The sequence below is a fragment of the Flavobacterium sp. AG291 genome (assembly GCF_003350375.1).
Taxonomy (GTDB): Bacteria; Bacteroidota; Bacteroidia; order Flavobacteriales; family Flavobacteriaceae; genus Flavobacterium; species Flavobacterium suzhouense.
Genome location: NZ_QQAR01000001.1, coordinates 369,263 through 390,763, shown reverse-complemented (window position 1 = coordinate 390,763; position 21,501 = coordinate 369,263). Strand labels below are relative to the sequence as shown.

The following is a 21,501-nucleotide window of genomic DNA, read 5'->3' as shown; positions in this document are numbered from 1 at the left end:
TTTTGTTTGATTTTTTTAGAATTCCAAATATAAGGCAATTATTTTTACTTTATCAACAGGAAAATTCTGAATTTCTAACAAATCATCAATTTTTCTGATTTTACCATCCATGCTACGTTGTGTAATTACACTTCTGGCAATATCTTTATTGAAATAAGGAAACCGCGAAAGTTGTAATAGTGATGCCGTGTTTACATTTATTTTTTCTATTTCAGGAATTTTAGAAACACTAAAGTACTTTTTAAGTTCTGATTTAGCCTCAGCCGACAAGGTTGAAAAATCATCCATCTGATCCATACTAACAAAGCCTCCCAAAACACTTCGCCGTTTAAGTATCTCCTTGGCATAATAAGGCCCAATACCGTAAACTTTTATTAAATCCTCCTCAATGGCTTCGTTAATATCAATAACCTTTACTGCCTTAGAATCGGAAGCAAACCTACTACGGGAATATTCTTTTACACTAGAAGTATTATTATTATAATATAAAGGCTTATTACCAAATTTAAAGTATGGTTCCAATTTTAGCAGTAATGTATCATGCACACCGGTAATCTGCTTAAAATCTGATACTGAATTAATAAACCTACCTGACGCTCTATAAGCATGCAGTTTATCCAGTTGCGAAGTAGAAAGCCCAAGAATATAGCCTTTATAATCGGTAATAAAATTTGGATTGAAAGGATATATCGTATCCTTAGTTGTAGTTTTTTCTTTTAGTGCATTTATTTCATCCTGATGTGCCAGCCATTCGTTTTGTTCATTTGATTTTTTTCGTTCAGAGGCAAAATCAAAAGATGTGAGAATAAAATAAATTATCTGAAAAACAATTATCAGCCCAAACAGCACCATTATGCCCTTTTGCTGATCTTTAGTAAATCTGAAAAAGAATCTGAAAGCCTTCATCGACTATAGGTTTTACAGATCGAAAACCGAGCTTCTTTTGGTATATACCATATCTTTTAGCCTAAGCAGAAAAGCGAGCGTTAAATAAACACCAAACCAAAGCCCTACGGTCACAAATGATATATATATAAAGAACAGCCTTACGTTTGTAGGTCGCATACCCAACCTGTCAGACAATCGTTGCAGGACTTCAAAACCGTGTTTTTCAAAAAAATGACGTATGTTGGTTATAAAGGACATTCTTCTATGTTTAGTTTACCAAATGTAATGGTTTCGCAAACAGTTTGTATAAGTTTTTCTACTTTTTTAATAGTTCCAAACCTACTGCACACTGCAGGCAGCGTTTATTAGCACAATATTCATTTTTAAGCTGCAATAAAGACTGTGTATCAAAAGCAGACTTCATTTCAACATTAAATTGAGTGAATTTATCAATTATAGCATTCTTTTCAGGCTTTATCGCCTGCAACATAGCTATGAGCTTTTCCGGATCTTCTTTACCGATACTTCTTTCATAAGCAAACCTAAAAGGCACAATGGTATTAACAATCAGCAGGTCAACAAATGATGTTGTGAGCGATTTTCGTTTTTTAGTGCTCACCTTATCAAAAGTATAATGTGTTTGCCAATACGGAGAAACTTGTATATCAAAAATATTGTAAATCTGTTCAACAGAAACTCCTTCCGTAAGCTTAGAAAACAGATTCTGATGCTTATGGTATAACTGAGCCAGCTGTGACAGACGTATAGTAGGAAAATTATCGGGGCGATGCTTGAAGAACTGAACGGGATCAACATACACCTTGTCTAACCTGTACTTATGGCAGATGTAATCATATCGCGATTTCAAATCTTTAAAATATAAATCTTCATGATTGTCTTCCAGCAAACCTACCCTTCCAAAAAACAAAGCCTCAAGATTTTCAAACTCGAATCCCTCTCTTCTAATTACCGAAAATGGCAATGATTGTACCACGCGGTAAAATATCTCTCCATTGGTATTAAGCCCAAAACTTTTAGCAAGAAAAGAAAACAAAACAGCTTCCCAATCATTCCCAGTTGCTTTTGCCAGTTCAAGAATTGGTAAAGCTTTACGTTCGAGTCGCTCAAAAAATAAACGCTCTTTCCAATTAGAAAACATAAAGGCATCTACATGCGCCAATTCCTTCTCGCAATATATCCAAGATTTAGTAACAGCCAGGTTATTATAATTATTGAGCGTTTCAGCAGAGACATAATGCTTAAGTTCGAAAACAGGAATTTCGGTGTTATCCTTTCTAAAAACTTCTGTATCGTGTTCCCATACTACATGAAGGATCACATTGTCATAAGCAGTATCCTTCTCATGGCTGTGGTGATACCAATCTGAAGATTTAATATGAATCTCTACATTACCGGCCCACTTTTGGCTACCGATGGCAAGCTGTGCATTAAAGAAGTCAGGTCCGGCCAACTGTAGGTATTGCCCGGTATTTACCACAACAATATCTTCACCCTGAACCGTTTTCAGGTTGAGGGTGTCAAACTTTTTAAATTGCCATACGTAATGCAGAAAATCTTCTTTCATTAGTACGAAAATACACAAAAAACTTAATCTACAAATGTAGTTTTACCTGTCCGTCATGAAGAAGATATAATTTAGCACAGGCACGAGCATCTGACAAGGCTTCATGGTGATTTAATTCAATTCCGTTTCGTTCGCTGCAAGCCTTTAGATTTGTAGGTTTGTAACCTTTAGCCTTGTATATCTTACAGGTACACTCCCAACGATTGGCCAATTCAAGCTCATCATAATACAAACCATAATAATGCATGGTTTTCATAAGAACATTACGATCAAAAGACTCATTATGTGCCACAAGTTTTTTACCCTGTAGCCTTTTACGAATCTCGGGAAACACACCGTCAAAAGTTGGCAGGTTAAGTGTTTCAGCAGGCTTAATACCATGTACCATAATGTTTCGATACCAGTATTCATTATAAGGCGGCTGTATGAGTGTATGATATTCCTCTGTAATAACACCGTCTTCAACCGTAACAATCCCAACGGCACACGCACTGTAGGCATAGCCGGTAGCTGTTTCAAAATCGATAGCAGTAAAGGTCATAGGATAAAATGGAAAAAGAGCCCGAAGGCTCTTTCAAATATATAAAAATACTTTTATTTGATTGAACTGATGATATCATGTTTCGTAATGATATGGTGTTTACCATTACCTAAATCAACAAGAACAGCCTGATTATCCTTATTGATAAGTTTAGATATTTCTTCTATCGAGGTATTAGCCTTAACAACCGGATAAGGTTTACCCATTATCTCACGAATAGGCTTATCAGCAATATCCTTATCTTCCACATAGCTGCGGAAAAGATCCGTTTCGTCTATAGACCCAACAAAACCGTTAGTATCTATAACCGGAATCTGAGATATCTTATATTTACGAAGACGATCAATCGCATGAGAAACAAGTTCTTCTGTACGAACAATCACCAGCGGTTTATCTGAGTGGTCTTTAATAAGATCTTCGGCTTTTGTAATTTCCTCATCAAGGAAACCACGCTCACGCATCCAGTCATCATTGAACATTTTACCCACGTAACGGCTTCCGCTATCGTGGAAAAGTACCACAACCACATCATCCGGTTTAAACTCATCTTTAAGCTGTAGTAAGCCTTTAATGGCAGCTCCGGCTGAATTCCCCACAAAAATCCCTTCTTCAAGAGCCAGTCTTCTGGTATAAACGGCAGCATCCTTGTCAGTTACTTTAGTAAAACCATCAATAAGAGAAAAATCAACGTTCTTAGGAAGGATGTCTTCACCTATACCTTCAGTTATATATGAATAGATCTCATTCTCATCAAAAACACCTGTTTCATGGTATTTTTTGAATACCGATCCGTACGTATCGATACCCCAAATCTTGATATTGGGATTCTTCTCCTTAAGGAATTTAGCAACACCGGAAATTGTTCCACCCGTACCAACACCAACAACAAAATGGGTGATTTTACCTTCAGTCTGCTCCCATATCTCCGGCCCGGTCTGCTCATAATGAGCAGCAGTATTAGACATGTTGTCATACTGGTTAACATACCATGAATTAGGAGTTTCTTCAGCCAGGCGCTTAGAAACCGAATAATAAGAACGCGGATCTGTTGGTTCAACATCAGTAGGACAAACAACTACCCTCGCACCTACTGCACGAAGAATATCCATTTTTTCCTTAGACTGTTTATCTGATATTACGCATATCAACTTATATCCTTTTACGATTGCACCCAAAGCAAGTCCCATACCGGTATTACCTGAAGTACCTTCAATAATAGTACCTCCCGGTTTTAACCTTCCGTCTGCCTCCGCATCTTCAATCATTTTTACAGCCATCCTGTCTTTTACAGAATTTCCGGGATTGAACGTTTCAACTTTTGCTAACACAAGTGCATCTATGTCTTCAGTAAGCTTGTTTAGTTTAACCATTGGTGTATTACCAATAGTTTCTAATATGTTTTTAGCGTATTTCATTTTAATTTATTTAGAAGCCATTAAGATGACTTTCAGTAGCAAAGATAAAAAATACAATTATAAGATTAAGAGAAGAAGTCCCAAACAACTCCAAAACGGATTGTAAAGTCCATATAAGGATAATTAGGAGCCGAGAAATAATTATAACCCGAAAAACTCGAATTTAAATGTTCGGCCTTAATAAATAACCTAAACTCTTGAATTTTGGCATTGATAAAGAAATCGATTAAAGGGAAATTACCGGTTTTCGTAGCATCCTGACTATAAAACTCACCAATTACAGGATTATATCCATTAGTATAATATTCAGTAAAATACTGGAAAGTCACCCCTGTTTGAAAGAATAAAGCTTTTTTAAAGGCACGATCTGTATAATACAGTGTATTCCTTGTAAGCAATGAAGGCACATTCAGTACATTAGCGCTTTGCTGTACATTCTGGAATAAAACTGTATTATCAAGGGCAAATTTACCCAGCCTGAATTCACGGTTAGCCTTAACCGAAAGATAATTTATCGTACCATCAAACTGTTGTGGTCTTACAAATAAAGGCTCAACTTCATCTTCCGCCGGAGCCGGATCAGGATAAACCCTGTTAAAAAATAAATGATCATTCAGTATAGAATACTGAACTGACGCATTTAGCCATTTGGTTTTAGCCTCAAATTCAAAATTATTAATCTTTTCATTCTTAAAGCCAGTTTTCAAACCATTATCATCCTCTTCAACATCATAAGGCCAGTTGTAACTTTTATAAGTACTCTGATATAACTGGTAGTTATTATCCGGCAACTTATTCATGTTTTGATATTTACCCGAAAACTCAAAATCATCATTTAATTTATAACGCACAGAAGCCTCTATATTAGCCAAAGACTGATCTGTAATCGAATTAGAAACCAGAACACTACCTTTCCATTTATCCTTCTGATAAATATATTTGGCACCATAAGTAACTATATCATCGCTAATTGAATTTGGTGTTGCCAGCTGACCATCAGCAATTATCACACTCTTATAAAAATAATTATATCTAAAATCATCCAGGTAAAATTCAAGCTTACCAATTTTTTCATTAGCATATGCGGCACCAATCAGGTTATACATCCTATTATAGCGTGTTTTATTATTAACAATTGACGCATAGGAATCTCCAAATCTTTCACTTACCCCAACTGACGTATTGGTACCGGCACTAAATTCATAGGATTTATTCTCATAATTGAATTGATGGTGAAAAACCAGGCTGTTTGGATTTGTTTTACTCAACCTGAAAGTATGATCTACAAAATAGCGATTCCCTTTTAAGACTGATTTACCATCACGCATGTAAACCTCAAGGCGCTCCCTTTGGTTAAAAGGAGGATCACTTTGTTCAAATAGTTCGGGTTCAACAATCCCACCATTTTCCTGATTAGAAAAATCCTGCCCGGTAAAGTGTGCTCTAAGCACATATCTTTTATCCGTAGTATTGTAGCTACCGCTTAGCTTAAAAATACCATTACTTGAAAGCTCGTTGATATAACGCCCTAAAGAACGCAGTCCTTTATAACCTGCAGAAAAATTCAGATTCTCGGATGTGTTTAAAGTAATAAAAGCATCGAGTATTTGTCCCTGTCCCAAAACAGAACGATACATAAGATCAGTGTAAGGAGTAGCAACATTATAATACTTTATATCTTCTACTTCCTGATAAGCAACATGCTTTGCCTTAAAGCCCATCTGCGGAAAAGGATCAAATTTATTCAACCCAAAATCAAGTACATTGTAGGCCCCACCATCGTTAGAAAGCGAAAGAAGCCCAAAATTGTCTTTTCTTAGATAATTAACTTCATATTCCTTTTTTAAAGTTAATGCAGTATCGACATAGGTCGTATCTCTGTCAAAGGAAATGATTTTATACATGTCAATAGTGGCAACGCTGTCTTTAGGCGAGCTTGCTGCCTTATCCTTATCCTTATCTGATATAGTTTTTTGATTAGACGGATTAGACCTTGCATTAAGTTTACCCTTCTTCTGGGAAAACGCAAACAGAGGAAGCAAACATAAAAAAACGAAAAGGCTCTTTTTTAACATGCACATTTAGAGTTTGGGCAAAGGTACTTATTTTTATATATCACGAAAGCTAAAAATAAAGCAAAAAAAAAGGCTTTCCGAAGAAAGCCTCTTAAATTATATAAGCTGTAATTAGTTACAGACTATTGTTGAGGAATTGTAAACACAGTAGTCTCAGTAAGAGAACCAAGTCCATCAATAGTAGTAGTACCACTAACAATCATTCTCCAATTGTCTTTGTTAGTACCTAGTGTTGAATAACTACCTGTAGCAGAGAAAAGGATGTTATATGTTTTACCTTCCGAAGTATAACATTTTTCACACCATAATTGCTCGTAAGCAGAAATAGTACCAGATGAAGCAGGAACTGCAGAACCATTAGGAGCAAAAGCAAATCTAATTGGAGCTGCCTGAGTACGTCCTAATCCAGAGAAATCTCCTGAAATAAGAAGCTGGTTACAAGATGCATCTTCAGTAATTTCAGCCTCAGCCTCCCCTTCATAATCACCACCACCAGATGTTGTGAAGTTAAGTTTTCCTAGGAAAGCGAAAGATGTTGTTGTACAGTCATCGTTTACGATAAGAAATCTTTTATCACGAGAATAATCATCATTTAAACCTAAAGTAATATTACTATCGTCTATTGCAGTAAGCTTAATATCTAAAGATTTAGAATCGTTAAGAATTGTATTATCTATAACCTGGATACTAATATAACCAGTAGTTTCACCAGCAGGAATAACTACCTGAGTATTCAAAAGATTATAATGTGTTCCGGCAAGTGCACCATTTTCAGCAACCTGAAAGTCTACAGTTACATCGTGAGACACAGGAAAAGCCATGTTAACTGGAACTTCAGAGGTACCCCCATTTTCAAAGAAAGGAAAATTTCTTTTAGCTACTTCATCAAAAGTAACAAAATTCTGACCTCCATAAGTAACAGTATCTTCTTCACAACTTACAAGTGTAGTAACACCTAAAGCTACAAAAGCTAATTTTAAAAAATATTTTTTCATATAGTTTTTTTTTATTATTATGGGGTAGCAACACCGTACCCAGGATTTTGTTGGATATTAGGATTTGCAGCCTGCTCATCCCTTGGAATTGGTAATCTCCATCTGTAATCATCAACAGGAAGATCAATCAGACCGCCAACTGTCACATAATCCGACGCAACTCTATCAACATTCACACCTGCTTTAGCACCAATACGTTTAATATCTAAATAACGGTGACCTTCAAATGCAAATTCAATTCTTCTTTCATTAAGGATAGCTCTCCAAGCTTCCTCAGATGTTGTTGGCACAGCAATATTACCTGAAGTATTACCAAAACGAACAGATCTGATTCTGTTTACCATCGCAGCTACATTAGTAAAATCATTATTGTTTGCATAAGCTTCAGCAGCAATCAAAACCATTTCCGAATTTCTGAAAATCTTGATATCACCCAAAAGATTCTGGCTTTCAGATTTACTGTATTTTCCAACAGGTCTTATAGTGTAGCTAGGAGCAGCACTAGGATCAATAACAACCTGACGACGAATATCACTAGCAGCTAGCTGATTGAACAAAGCAGTACTAACTTCGAAGAATGGAGAACCTGTAGTTGTACTGTTAACCGATGCCCAAATCTGGTAGAAGTTACCGGTAGCATCACTGTCTACCGTTCTTTCAAGTTTCCAGATAATCTCATTAACGTTTGTATCAAGGAACATTGCTACATATTGACTGTTAGTTAAAGTAGTTCCTTTAGTCGCTAACGTTAAACTTCCTGGAACACCAATCTGATTAACATAGCTCAAAGCAAGATCATACTGGCCTCTATAAAGTGCCATACGAGCTCTTAAAGCTTTAATAGCAGCCTTGCTAGCTCCTGTTTTGTTAGCAAACATACCTCCGGCAATACCATCATTAAGATTTGCTTCAGCAAAAGTAAGATCGCTATCAATCAGAGCAAATATTTCAGCATTTGTGTTTCTAGGTAGCTGAACTTTTGTTGTAGGAACAAAATCCATAAGAATAACACCCAAAGCACTATCGTTAGTCATATCTTCAGAGAAGAAAGACATTAACTGGAAGTGTCCAAATGCTCTTAAGAAATAAGCCTGCGCAAGGATAGTGTTATATCTATCAGTATCTTCACCATCTATCTCATCATTAGGAACTACATTCTGAGCTCCGGCAATGATACGGTTAGATAAGTTTATAAGATAATAATTAGACAACCAGATAGATGCAGCATCACCAGATGTATTATTTAATACAAAAGCAAGCTCCCCATCCGTTCCCTGACCACCATTACTAACTCCCAATTTTACCTCATCAGTAAAAAGCGATGTAAACTTAATAATGTTCTCTCCAGGTATTGCTGCGTAAGCACCATTAAGGCCAAGTTTCAAATCTTCAACAGTTTCGTAAGTATCTATAGGAAGTAACTCACTCGGCTGTGTAATATCTATAGCATCGTTACAGCCAGCAAACAAAGAAGCTACTGCAACAAATAGTAATACTTTAAAGTTTTTCATGATAATTTTTTTTTAAAATTGTAGTTCAAGACCAACTGAAACAATACGTGGAGTTGGGTACTGAGACTGATCACCAGCTCTGTTACTTTCAGCATCCCATCCTCTCCATTTTGACCATGTTACAAGATTCTCTCCCTGAACAAAAGCTTTAATACCTTTGAAAGGAGTCTTAGCCAACAATTCATTTGAGAAAGTATAACCTAAAGTAGCATAACGCAATCTTACGTATGAAGCATCTTTAAGATATCTGTCTGAAGCACCATCATATCCTTTGTTTGTAACGAAGATAGATGGCATATCAGTAATTCTGTTGTCAGGAGTCCAGGCGTTTAACAAATCTGTAGACTTATTAAATTGTCCCATATCTGAAGTATCCTGAAGTCCTTCTAGGTCAAAGTCAAACCTCCAGATATCAGCAACATAGTTAAACTGTGTTGTTAAGTAGAAACCTTTATATTCAGCATCGAAACCAAAACCTCCCTGATAGATTGGAGCAAGAGATTTATTCGTAAATCTTCTGTCAACTTCCGGATCCGGGTTTTCAGTTAAGCTACCATCAGCTTTGTAAAACAATAAGTTACCATTAGTTGGGTTAACACCTGCATATTTGATTAGGTAGTACTCATTGATTGGACCACCTTCGTGAAGCACAGTGTTCCCATTATTTTGAAGACCACCTTCATCCGGAATATCAAGAACAATGTTTCTATTGTAAGATCCGTTGAAGTTAAGTGTTAATTTGAAGTCTTTACCGTTGATAAGACCATAAGAAACTAAGGCTTCAACACCACTGTTTCTCATATCACCATTGTTAGAAAGTAACCCATAAGTACCATTAACACCAGAAATTGGAGTTGTAAGGAATAGATCTTTAGTTGTTCTTTGGTAAACATCAAGATTACCTCTTAAACGGCTTTTCCAAAGTTCAAAATCTAAACCGATGTTAAATTGCTCATTTGTTTCCCATTTAAGATCCGGGTTACCAAGCTGATCAACAAAATACGCAGGAAGGTTAGCATAACCTGTACCAGAAGCCATTAACTCTCTTGAGTTATTTGGAGCAGAGAAAGAACTCTGACCTAAAATGTTCTGGTTACCTGTAGTACCATAAGAAGCTCTTAACTTAAGCATGTTAAATGCTGTATTTTGCATGAAAGCTTCTTTGTCGATATTCCAACGTCCAGAAACCGACCAGAAAGTACCCCATCTGTTTGTTTCAGAGAAACGGTAAGAAGCATCTCTACGAACTGTAGCAGACACACCATATTTTTGATCGTAAGAATAATCCGCAGAACCAAAATAAGAGAATAGACCTGCAGTAGCTTTAGCAGCTCCAACTTCCGGAACATAGAAAGCAGGACTACCTGCACCGTCAGCAGGGAATGGATTATGAGGTATAAAACCTGCACCATTACCTGGCACAAAAACTTTAGAATTTAAACCATTCTGAGTATATTGGAATGATTTAAGGTGAGATTTATAATACTCAGTAAATACTGAAACATCAAGTGCATGTTTTTGAGCAAAAACTTTGTTATAATTCAAGCTAGTATTAGCATTGAAGTTAAACTCTCTTGTAACAGCCTCCGTTTGGAAACCTAGATAATCTTCCTCATCACGTTGAAATACGTAAGCATTGAATGAATGAGGATCCTCAACAAAAAGCGTCATATTCTCAGTAAAATCTCCACCAATTGAAGTACCTAAAGTAAGGTCATCAGTAAGTTTGTAAGAAGCCTGAATATTAGAGATCATTTTAATCTCATTTGTCTCATTAGTAAAGGTTTTTAGTTTATCCATTAGCATCAACGGAGTTAACAATAGGTTACCTTTAGTAATATTTGGCGCTCCAAGAGCAGCAGCTGATTCTGAAGGAATACCAGAAGCATACCAGTTATTAAGTTCCTGACCATTAGTGTACCAAGACGGACTTAAATAAGGAGCTCCCTGATTTGCAGCAATAATAGGGTTTTGGTTAACCGCACCTGTACCAAGGTTAGTAGCCTCGTTTCTTACAGAGTAGTTAATTGTAGTAGCTGTAGAGTAGTTAAACCTACCATCGCTGCTTTTTCCGTTAAGGTTATTTCTGAAGTTAAATCTTTTCAGACCTGTACCTCTAACAATACCTTCCATATCATAGTAACCAAACGACGTGAAAGACGAAAGGTTTTCACTACCACTTGTTAAACTCAATACGTGATTTTGAGAAACACCTGTTCTGAATATTTGATCATACCAATCAGTATTTACACCGTAGTTATTGATTTCATCATCAGTCATTGCACCACCTGCAGCACCTCCTGAAGCACCTAAACCTCTACCATAAGCTCTCTCAAGAGTAAGCAATTGTTTAGCGTTCATTTTGTTATAATCATTACCTTGTAATGAAGTGAAGCTAGTAGTTCCAGTATATTTAATATCTAACTGAGATTTAAAACCTCCTTTTTTAGTTTTAACAATGATAACACCATTAGCACCCCTGTTACCGTAAATCGAAGTTGCACCAGCATCTTTAAGTACTGAAATCGACGCGATATCGTTCGGGTTGATACTTCTAAAGTTATCAACACTCATTGGAACGTTATCAATAACATATAAAGGCTCTATATTACCATTAACAGAACCATAACCCCTAAGGATAACAGTACTGTTAGCACCAGGCTGACCAGAACCAGTTGAAATATTCAAACCAGGAACCTGACCTTGTAGCGTCTGGATAAAGTTAGCATTTGGCCTTCCTTCAATAGTCTCAGATGTAATTGTTGTTACCGCTACGTTTGATTGAGATTTTGTAGTTGTTCTGTAAGCTTCAACAACTACATCTTTAAGAATCTGAGCATCATCTTCCAGTTTTACAGAAATAGTATTTGACGCACCAACTTTAACAGTTTGTGGAGCCATACCTACAAAAGAGAAAACCAGCTTCTGACCCACAGATGCTGTGATGGCATATTTACCATCAAAATCAGTCTGAACACCTTGCGAAGTACCTTCAATTACTACGTTAGCTCCCGGAACCGGCATACCAGTACCGTCAGTTACGACCCCAGTAATGGTCTTCTCCTGCGCAAAGGAAAACTGAATAAAAAACGCCAGTAACAGCGTAAAAATCCAAGTAAACTTTGATTTCATATTGAATTAATTTGAGTTAGTTAAGTTGCAAATCTATTAATTTATTTTAATATAACAAACTTTTAACATTGCCCCGCAACGCTAAATTTTCATTTTTTTTAACGTAAATGAAAAATCCACAACAGATTAATAATTATTGACCACATTTTGCATCTTTTTTTAAATTAAAAAGAAACGCCAACAATTAAGCCGACGTTTCTTTTTAGATGCAAACTTTCTTAAAAGGTTGCGTGATTTTATATATTTTTTAGAAAATTATTTCACAATAAATTTCTTAGTGGTATTTGTTTTACCATTTTCAACATTTACCATATAAATACCTGAACTTAAATTTTCTATATTTAATTCAGTATTAGCAGAAGAAATAGCACTCTTAAGCACAACCCTTCCTTGTATATCATAAATAGTTGCTTTTGCTCCTACTTCAACATCAGATGCCATAGAAATATTTAAATGACCTTGCGCAGGGTTCGGCCACACACTAAAAGTTTCCTGAACGAATTCCTCGTTAGCAAGTGTAGCATCAAATCCAGTTATAACCAACGAATAAATCTGAAGAGGCTCTGTAACAGGATTCGGATCATCAAATGATGGCGGCGGCGCAGGATTAACCAACGTATTTCCTTTATGAGAAATTCTGATTGTATAAGTACCTGAAGCATTTTCAACCTCAACCTTCTCAATATTATCTTTACTATTATCTCCTTTTATTGCCGGTGAACTCGGCGTAGTACCTAACTTCCAAGGAAAAAACTCAGAAGTACCTTTTTCAATCTTAATATCAAGATCATTAACCTGAGGCGTTGAATCTATCCCACTTGAAGGCATAACCGGAGCAGGATCAGTCCAAGCTAATGTAGCAATAAGCGGCTCACCACCTAAAGCCTGCACCTCATAAGTATGCTCTTCGCCCGGCCTCAGCGTAAGCTGGATAATTGTAGACGACACACCTTCATTGGTTATAACATCAGCCATTTTTCGAGCATCAAGCACACCCCATCCGAATTTAGCATCAGGACCAGGATTATCTCCAGCTTCTAAAGCCGTATGCGCCATAAGGGCCCTAAGTGACGATGACAGCATAAACGTTTTATTCTCAATTCCAGGACCCGCACCTTCAGGCGTATGCTTTTCTGCATAATATTGCTGTATCAAAGCAAAAGCCCCGGTAACCCCTGGACAGGCCATAGATGTTCCTTGCAAATTACCATAAGCCGAAGAGCTACTATTTAACGAAGAGAAAACAGCAACACCCTTAGCTGAAATATCCGGTTTAATCCTGTTATCGCTAGTAGGTCCAAAGCTACTGAAATCAGAAATAGCAGGCACAGTAGTAGTAACATGATCTAACTCATAAATAGCCGCAACAGTAACAGCATTTTTAGCAATACCTCTATCACCCATTCTGTTATAAGAAACACCATTACCTTCATTACCCGCCGCAATTACCGGCTGATAACGACGTGAAAAAAACATTATCTCATCTACCTCTTTTGCATAATTCGTATAAACACCTCTTTGCAAATCTGGAATACCATAGGAATGGTTAGAAAGTATAAGGGTAGCAGCATTTGCCGCCATTTCAGCAAAATCAAGATTAAAGTTAAAAACTTTACCCGTTGCCTCATAAGCCATTCCCTGTGCCTGAGGATTCACCCCTGTAGCAATCATCGTTCCTAAAACGTGTGTGGGATGAGGTGCACTTGCACTTGGAGGCCCATCTCCACTATCAAAACGTTGACCATCGGGAGAAAGAAATTCCTGATGACTTAACAATGGATATTCACCATCCCAAATACCTAATTGCATATAAGTACCATCTTCGAACTTACCCGTAAGACCTAAATTAGAAGAACCACCAGGATGAAGTTCATTAACCCTGGATGTAATAGCAGAACCAGCATTATATGTTTCCGTATAGACAGGATTACCTGAAGCGTCTACTGCAGTAAGTTTTCTGTACCCACCTTCTTTAGTATGCTCTTCAACAGGCCAGTTGTTTACCTCAGCAAGTCTTAAAGCATCCGCAAGCTCTTTTTCATATTTAGCGCGGTACTTGTCACTAAGCCCTTTCAAGGCTGCCTGATTAGGCTTAAAGTCTTCCGACTCCAGCTTCCTGTTCTGAGCCGTAGCAACAAGGCTACCTCCCAGCGCAAGTGCAAGAACGAAAAGCTTCAAAGTATTTTTTTTCATAACTGTTCTTTTAGTTTTTATTTAATCAATTTAATAGCACTATTTAAAAACAAGATGCAAAATGTTTTTTTATAGAAAAGCAAAAATATAAATTATTATCAATCAACAACTAAATTGCAACATTAAAAATTACAATTTAATTAATAAACATTTTACATTTGACCCACAAAAGTTACTTTTACAAACATTACCTACAAATAATCAAAATGCTTTTATCTAACTTCTCCGGATTGCAAAATGAAACCGGAACCGACGAAGCCGGACGTGGTTGCTTGGCAGGACCGGTTACTGCAGCAGCTATAATTCTTCCGGAAGATTTTAAACTCGAATTACTCAATGACTCAAAGCAACTTTCAGAAAAGGTACGTGAAAATCTTCGGCCGTTAATACAGGAAAAAGCCATTTGTTATCACATCATCCATATAGAACCGGAAATTATCGACGAGATCAATATCTTAAACGCCTCCATTAAGGCTATGCAGGAATGCATAAAAAACCTAAATCCCACGCCTAATTATATTATAGTAGACGGCAACCGTTTTAAACCCGTAGACAACATCCCTCACAACTGCATTATAAAAGGCGACAGCAAATACCTGAGTATTGCAGCAGCCTCGGTACTTGCCAAAACCTACCGCGATGATTACATGAATATGATCCACGAAGAATACCCTATGTATAACTGGAAAAAAAACAAAGGCTACCCCACGACCGAACACAGGGAAGCCATTAGAAAATACGGAATCACAAAATACCACCGTAAATCATTCCGGCTTTTACCCGATCAGCTCGAGATTGATTTTGGATCATAATTACACCTATATATTATAGGTATAAAGTTTCTATTTTTTTAGATACAATTTCTGCTTCAAAAAGCTCTGCAAAATATTTAAGCACTTTTTGCTTTACTTCTTCTTCATCTACTTTATACACCTTAAGTTCAGTATTAAGGCTCGCTACCATTTTTCCACGTATTCCACACGGAACAATATTATCAAAATAGCCTAAATCAGAATTTACATTAAATGCAAAACCATGCATTGTCACCCATCGTGATGCACGTACCCCCATTGCACAAATCTTCCTTGCAAACGGCGTACCTACATCAAGCCACACTCCGGTCTCACCATCACTACGCGTACCTTTTAACCCATAATCAGCCATTACTTTGATTATAACTTCTTCAAGAAAGCGAAGGTATTTATGAATATCTGTAAAAAAGTTCTCAAGATCCAATATAGGATAGCCTACTAACTGTCCCGGACCATGATATGTTATATCACCTCCCCTGTTAATTTTATAAAAAGTCGCACCTTTTAGCTCAAGTTGTTTTTCATTGATAAGCAGATTCTCTATATCTCCGCTTTTACCAAGGGTATAAACATGCGGATGCTCAACAAATAATAAATAATTGGGAGTCTCAAGCGAAAGCTCTTCCCTCCTGTTTCTTATTTTTATATCTAAAATTTCCTGAAATAGTTTTTCCTGAAACTCCCACGTATCTTTATAATCTCTAACCCCAAGATCAGAAAACTGCACTTTTTTATTCATCTTCATTTAAGCTTAAATCGCATTACAAATTTACAAAACTTATTGCCTCCTGTAACATTAATCCTGTCCACAAAAAACAGGCCTTAACCTGTTTTGATGATGATAAAATTTCTATTTCACAAATTCGACCTCTAACCCCATTTTCTTAGGGTCGGACAAATAATCTGAAAACGAATAAACCAAAGTAAGCGATTTACCGTCCTGACCAATAACTGCCTTCTTGTCTGAAACAGATTTTATTTTCTTAGGAAATTTATACTTCAAGACATACTCCGATGCACCCATCATTTCCATATAAGCATTAAGACTATCCGGAAGCTTTTGAAACGTTTCAGGAAGCTCAACCTTTCTGATGAATTTTTTCCCGTCATACGAATATTTAACTACTGAATTATTATTCATCATTCCCGCAGCCTCACCTAATCCGTTCTTATCCATATTACGCGCTTCATTAATAAGCTTCATCATATCCTGAAGTTCATCAATTTTTTTAAAATCTGAAATCATATCAAACTTAAACTCCGATGTTTCAGGATCCATCAGCATTTTTATTTTCATATTGCTTAACGCCTGCAGCATTCTCCTTTCCTGTTCCGGCATTTTAGCAATGCTGTCTTTTTTATCTTTTAAAAGCGCGCTAAAATCCATAATCGTATCTGTTCTTTTTCCTCCCGTTTCACTCGCAATCTCTTCTCCTGCCAGGGCCATAAGTGTAGAACCATCCATAGCCATGGTCATATTACCCGAACCATCAGGATTTATAGTAATATTTTCGGTAAAATCACACGAGGTCGTAAATACAAGCAGCAGTAATGCTAAAACAGTATATAATTTTGTTTTCATTGGTGTTTGTAAAATTGTTTTGAATGCCAAATATACAATAAAGCGCAACCTAAAAAGCTTTTAGAAAGCACAATCTGCAAATTGATTATTTGTTAATAATCATTATCTTTGCAGGCTTAAAAAACATTATAAATCATGCAGCTTTCAGAACAAGAAATCATTCGTAGAGTAAAACTGGATGCGCTGAGAAAACTCGGCATCAATCCGTATCCCGCAAACCTTTATCCTGTAGATCATACATCTAAACAGGTAAAGAACGATTTTTCTGAAAGTAAGAAGGTTGTAGTTGCAGGACGTTTAATGTCTATCCGCGACCAGGGTAAAGCTGCTTTTGCTCAGCTTCAGGACAGCGAAGGACGCGTACAGGTTTACATTAACCGTGACGAAATCTGTCCCGGAGAAGATAAAACACTTTACACGGAAGTATTCAAAAAACTAATTGACCTTGGTGATTTTGTAGGTGTAAAAGGTGAGCTTTTCACAACTCAGGTTGGTGAGAAATCAATCCGCGTAAAAGAACTTACGCTGTTAAGCAAAACACTTCGTCCGCTTCCTATGCCTAAAACAGATGCTGACGGAAATGTGTTTGATAGCTTCAGCGACCCTGAGCTTCGTTACCGCCAGCGTTATGTAGACCTTGTGGTAAACCCTCAGGTAAAAGAAGTATTCGTTAAAAGAACAAAATTGTTCAACGCAATGCGTAACTTCTTTAACGACAAAGGTTATTTTGAAGTAGAAACACCTATCCTCCAATCAATTCCGGGTGGAGCATCGGCAAGACCTTTCATCACTCACCACAACAGCCTTGATATTCCTTTGTATATGAGGATTGCTAATGAGCTTTACTTAAAAAGACTTATTGTGGGTGGTTTTGACGGTGTTTATGAATTCTCTAAAAACTTTCGTAATGAAGGTATGGACAGGACGCACAATCCTGAATTTACCGCGATGGAAATATATGTAGCCTACAAGGACTACAACTGGATGATGGAATTTACCGAAAACCTGCTTGAGCACTGTGCAATGGAGGTAAATGGTACTCCTGAAGCCACTTTTGGAGAACACAAAGTAAGCTTTAAAGCTCCTTATGCACGTGTTACTATGACAGATGCCATCAAACAGTTTACAGGTTTTGATATTACAGGCAAAACTGAAGAAGAACTATATGAAGCTGCTAAAGGCATGGGTATCGCTGTTGACGACACTATGGGTAAAGGCAAGCTTATCGACGAAATATTTGGTGAAAAATGTGAAGGTAACTTCATTCAGCCAACCTTTATTACTGACTATCCAAAAGAGATGAGTCCGCTTTGTAAAGAGCACCGTGACAATCCGGAACTTACCGAGCGTTTCGAGCTTATGGTATGTGGTAAAGAGATTGCTAATGCATATTCAGAGCTTAACGACCCTATCGACCAGAGAGAGCGTTTTGAAGCGCAGCTTAAACTATCAGAGCGTGGCGACGTTGAAGCAGCTCAATTTATTGACAATGACTTCCTTAGAGCGCTTGAATATGGTATGCCACCTACATCAGGCTTAGGTATAGGTATGGACAGACTTATCATGTTCCTTACCAACAACCCATCTATTCAGGAAGTTCTGTTCTTCCCTCAGATGCGTCCGGAGAAAAAAGGCCCTGAGCTTACCGAAGATGAAAAAGCGGTAGCTGAACTACTTAAAGCGGCCGGACAACTTGCTCTTGACGCCCTTAAAACCCAGGCAGGATTAAGCGGAAAGAAATGGGATGCTGCCATGAAAGGATTAGCTAAACACGGACTTGTAAAAGTTACTGTAGAAGGCGAATCTAAAACAGTAGAATACAAAGGATAATTTCCTTGCATATATAAGTAAAGGCTCCCAATGGGAGCCTTTTTTTTACTTACCTCACAATTACAAACTATAATTCAGATTGATTGCCAACCTGTAGTTTGCTTCTACCTTACCTCCTGTAAGATTCTGATTTATTGGCAGCATAGCATTTACGCCCAAAGAAAATTTACCGCTCCCCACTTCAAGTCCTGCCTTTCCGAAAAGAATATCTCCTTTGGTATTAGGAACATCCTCATCATATTGTCGGTTAGAAGCATATACTTCCCCTGCCAAACCAACCTGAGGCACCAGGGTGAGCTTTTCTTTCTCTACTACATAAAACAATGTACCGGCATAATTAAACTGATCACCAAACTGATAATACTCATCATTTTTTGTCTTTAAGATATAGTTGAGCATAGTATTGAAACCCCATTGTTTATGTTTTATAACATACTCTGTAGCCAGCATATAATCCCAGCTTCCAGTACCCAACTGAAAGCTCGGATTTACACTGCCATTATTAGCATCGTTATATTTACCCGTTGGCGCTTTTACTCCGGCACCAGCCTGTAATGTATGCACAAAAAGAGTACTATCTTTATGGGTCTGGTAAACGGTATATAAACCTAATACTGTAATGTCCCCAATACCTTCTATCGTTTGTTTTCCCGTAGACGGCCTACGACTGTTAAAATGATAGGGAACCAATGCAGACACCTGAAAATTTTTAAACACAGGTATCCTGGCCCAGGCCTGAATGGTATTAAAATTCTCATCGATCCACGGAGAATTATTAAAGATCCCCTCACGGCTGGTATAACTTTGATACATATAACGCAGACCTACAAAATTTTGATTCAGCATAGAACTAAAACCCATACCCCCGCCACTTGCAGAGCAGCCACAGGCATCACAAAAATCCTCAAACTCATACACAGGGACATACCTGCTATAATTCAAGTCTAAACTATCTTTAGCAGTGCTTGCGAGTGTAGTCTGGCATATTAAAAGAACAATTATTATATATTTTTTCATTCGTTATGTTTTATAATAGAACAAAGGATTATTGATATACTCCTCATCTGTTAGGGTTTTAAGAAACGCTATAATAGCATCTTTTTCTTCTTGGGTAATTGAGAGTCCCAATGTCCCATTTTGATTTAAAATTGGATCGAGTGTTTCATTCTGCCTTACTCCGTTTGAATAATGATTCAGTACCGACTCCAATGACCCGAAGCGTCCATCATGCATGTAAGGTGCCGTAAGCGCAACATTTCGTAAGCTAGGCACTTTAAATTTATATCTGTCTGTTTCAAAGCCGGTCACCACTTCCCTGCCCTTATCATTTAAGTTAGGATTGGGCGGCAATCCATTATTACGAAACGCACTATCGGTGAATAAATCAGTTTTATGGCATGAAGCACACTTTTGCTGAAAAAGCTGCATCCCCAGTAATTCCTGCTGAGAAAAAACACCACCTTCATTTCGCACATATTTATCATATCTTGAATTGGCAGAAACTATCATCGTCATAAACTGAGCCAATGCTTTAAGCACATTACCCGAAGAAACCTGCTGATCCTCAAAAGCCTGCTTAAAGAGCCTTACGTACTCCTTGTCCTGTTTCAGTTTAGCCACAATACCCTCAAGCGTTTCATTCATTTCTACCGGATTGTGAATTGGTGCAATTGACAGCATTTCAATACTGTTAGAAGCACCATCATAAAAATATTCACTCTGAAAAGCCATGTTTTGCACCGCAGGTGCATTACGAATCCCTTCAAGATTATTAATACCATGACTTAGCTGATGTCCGTGATGTGTAAAGGCTGTAGCCTGCTCATGACAAAATGAACAGGAAATGGCATTATCTGCCGAAAGCCTGCCATCGTAAAACAGCTTTCGCCCAAGCTCAAACCCCTTTTGGGTAGGATAATTATAGGATATATCCTGTGCCATTGGTGGAAAATTAGCCGGAACATTCAATTCCAGCTGTTCATTTATTTCCTCATAAAGATCAGCATCATCATTCCCGCACGATAAAAGCAACAGGAATGACAATACTGCTAATAATACATTTTTCATGAGAGTTTATTCATGATGACTACCTGCCCCATTGTGCACGTGATCTACCGTAAACATTTTCAATGAATTTGCCGCAATATCAATCAGGTTCTGACCTCCCATAATAGCAGCAGCAGTGCCGGCGCCGTTAAGGTTGTTTTGCAATAATATTTTAGTATCGCCGTCAAGCAAAACATTTATATCTGTTTTAATATGGATGCTCGGCTGCTCGTTTTCACGAACACGAGCAGTAGTAGGCAAATCAAGCGTTACCTCTCTGTAGTTATCAGTTGCTGTATTACTGCCCTGATGCACCTGGAACGGTTTGGCTTCTGTGCCAGCAGTTGAAGTAAATGCTCCCTCAAAGTTTATAAAACGGTATCCTGTAGACCACGTCCAGGTAAGATCGTTAGCCGCAGCAAGATCCCAAAAGCTTTGTTGCGCTGTTTCTCCCTGAAGGTAACGCTGCTGATCTACGCCTATCCCGAAACGTATCTTTTTATAATCTCCGGCAGCTACCCCTTCCAGATGAACTGTTTGCAACTCATCAGCATGGTTGATAACAAAATAACTTTCTTCTTTTGGATAAATGTACTCTGTACCATCTTCCCTGATCAAAACAACATTACTAATGATGTAATTAAAACGATTAATGGTTAGTGATTCACCATTAGAATTAGTGTATGTATTGCCTATTATAAGTGCATCTCCGGCAACTCCATTATCAAAAAAAAGTTCGGCATCACCATGTGTACCTTCAACAATTGCAGAATCATCATCGTTATTACATGACACAAAAAGGCTTACTGCAGCCAATACAGCTGCAAAATATTTTATTTGGAATTTCATTTGGTTTAATTTTTTAAAGTATACGGTTAGAACCCCCGAAAGCCATG

At 37.5% G+C, this 21,501-nt stretch carries 17 protein-coding genes; 2 read left to right on the top strand and 15 right to left on the bottom strand.

Features of this window, described 5'->3' with window-relative positions:
* Positions 1 to 15: 15 nt before the first annotated feature.
* The 10 genes from DEU42_RS01795 to DEU42_RS01750 all read right to left on the bottom strand — a co-directional run bounded on the left by DEU42_RS01795 (position 16) and on the right by DEU42_RS01750 (position 14,335).
* Positions 16 to 906, bottom strand: a complete 891-nt coding sequence (locus tag DEU42_RS01795; RefSeq protein WP_114756563.1) for a helix-hairpin-helix domain-containing protein — start codon at positions 904 to 906, stop codon at positions 16 to 18.
* 12 nt (positions 907 to 918) lie between these two features.
* On the bottom strand, positions 919 to 1,146 hold the full coding sequence (locus DEU42_RS01790; RefSeq protein ID WP_114756562.1) for a PspC domain-containing protein: 228 nt from the start codon (positions 1,144 to 1,146) through the stop codon (positions 919 to 921).
* Between the two features lie 58 nt (positions 1,147 to 1,204).
* A complete protein-coding gene (locus DEU42_RS01785) occupies positions 1,205 to 2,473 on the bottom strand; it encodes a DUF2851 family protein (protein WP_114756561.1) in 1,269 nt (422 codons plus the stop codon).
* Between the two features lie 28 nt (positions 2,474 to 2,501).
* Positions 2,502 to 3,014 (bottom strand): 3'-5' exonuclease, encoded by a 513-nt coding sequence (locus tag DEU42_RS01780; RefSeq protein WP_114756560.1) that lies wholly within the window; start codon positions 3,012 to 3,014, stop codon positions 2,502 to 2,504.
* A 53-nt stretch (positions 3,015 to 3,067) separates the two neighbouring features.
* Complete coding sequence (locus DEU42_RS01775; RefSeq protein WP_114756559.1) at positions 3,068 to 4,429, bottom strand: pyridoxal-phosphate dependent enzyme; 1,362 nt, start codon at positions 4,427 to 4,429, stop codon at positions 3,068 to 3,070.
* A 65-nt stretch (positions 4,430 to 4,494) separates the two neighbouring features.
* On the bottom strand, positions 4,495 to 6,504 hold the full coding sequence (locus DEU42_RS01770) for a putative porin (protein ID WP_114756558.1): 2,010 nt from the start codon (positions 6,502 to 6,504) through the stop codon (positions 4,495 to 4,497).
* Between the two features lie 122 nt (positions 6,505 to 6,626).
* Positions 6,627 to 7,499, bottom strand: coding sequence for a DUF1735 domain-containing protein (locus DEU42_RS01765; protein ID WP_114756557.1), 873 nt, complete (start codon positions 7,497 to 7,499; stop codon positions 6,627 to 6,629).
* Between the two features lie 17 nt (positions 7,500 to 7,516).
* Positions 7,517 to 9,010 carry a RagB/SusD family nutrient uptake outer membrane protein gene (locus DEU42_RS01760; protein ID WP_114756556.1) on the bottom strand — a complete coding sequence of 498 codons (1,494 nt, stop codon included), beginning with the start codon at positions 9,008 to 9,010 and terminating at the stop codon, positions 7,517 to 7,519.
* A gap of 12 nt (positions 9,011 to 9,022) precedes the next feature.
* Entirely contained in the window at positions 9,023 to 12,142 is a 3,120-nt protein-coding gene (locus tag DEU42_RS01755; RefSeq protein ID WP_114756555.1) for a SusC/RagA family TonB-linked outer membrane protein, read from the bottom strand.
* A 255-nt stretch (positions 12,143 to 12,397) separates the two neighbouring features.
* Entirely contained in the window at positions 12,398 to 14,335 is a 1,938-nt protein-coding gene (locus DEU42_RS01750) for a S8 family serine peptidase (protein WP_114756554.1), read from the bottom strand.
* 206 nt (positions 14,336 to 14,541) lie between these two features.
* On the opposite strand from DEU42_RS01750, the gene DEU42_RS01745 reads away from it, so the two are divergent.
* Positions 14,542 to 15,147, top strand: a complete 606-nt coding sequence (locus tag DEU42_RS01745; RefSeq protein ID WP_114756553.1) for a ribonuclease HII — start codon at positions 14,542 to 14,544, stop codon at positions 15,145 to 15,147.
* Between the two features lie 13 nt (positions 15,148 to 15,160).
* Here the strand turns inward: DEU42_RS01745 and lipB are convergent, their stop codons facing one another.
* Both lipB and DEU42_RS01735 read right to left on the bottom strand, forming a co-directional pair.
* A complete protein-coding gene (gene lipB / locus DEU42_RS01740; protein WP_114756608.1) occupies positions 15,161 to 15,886 on the bottom strand; it encodes a lipoyl(octanoyl) transferase LipB in 726 nt (241 codons plus the stop codon).
* A 111-nt stretch (positions 15,887 to 15,997) separates the two neighbouring features.
* A complete protein-coding gene (locus tag DEU42_RS01735; protein ID WP_147278045.1) occupies positions 15,998 to 16,729 on the bottom strand; it encodes a hypothetical protein in 732 nt (243 codons plus the stop codon).
* Between the two features lie 135 nt (positions 16,730 to 16,864).
* Between DEU42_RS01735 and lysS the strand changes: the two genes are divergently transcribed.
* Complete coding sequence (lysS, locus tag DEU42_RS01730) at positions 16,865 to 18,559, top strand: lysine--tRNA ligase (protein ID WP_114756551.1); 1,695 nt, start codon at positions 16,865 to 16,867, stop codon at positions 18,557 to 18,559.
* A 60-nt stretch (positions 18,560 to 18,619) separates the two neighbouring features.
* Here lysS and DEU42_RS01725 read toward each other — a convergent pair whose 3' ends face one another.
* The 3 genes from DEU42_RS01725 to DEU42_RS01715 are packed head-to-tail and all read right to left on the bottom strand — an operon-like array spanning position 18,620 to position 21,454.
* Positions 18,620 to 19,576: a transporter gene (locus tag DEU42_RS01725; protein WP_114756550.1), complete on the bottom strand. Its 957-nt coding sequence runs from the start codon at positions 19,574 to 19,576 to the stop codon at positions 18,620 to 18,622.
* A gap of 3 nt (positions 19,577 to 19,579) precedes the next feature.
* Entirely contained in the window at positions 19,580 to 20,626 is a 1,047-nt protein-coding gene (locus DEU42_RS01720; RefSeq protein WP_114756549.1) for a cytochrome-c peroxidase, read from the bottom strand.
* Between the two features lie 6 nt (positions 20,627 to 20,632).
* Entirely contained in the window at positions 20,633 to 21,454 is an 822-nt protein-coding gene (locus DEU42_RS01715) for an MbnP family protein (RefSeq protein WP_114756548.1), read from the bottom strand.
* Between the last annotated feature and the right edge of the window lie 47 nt (positions 21,455 to 21,501).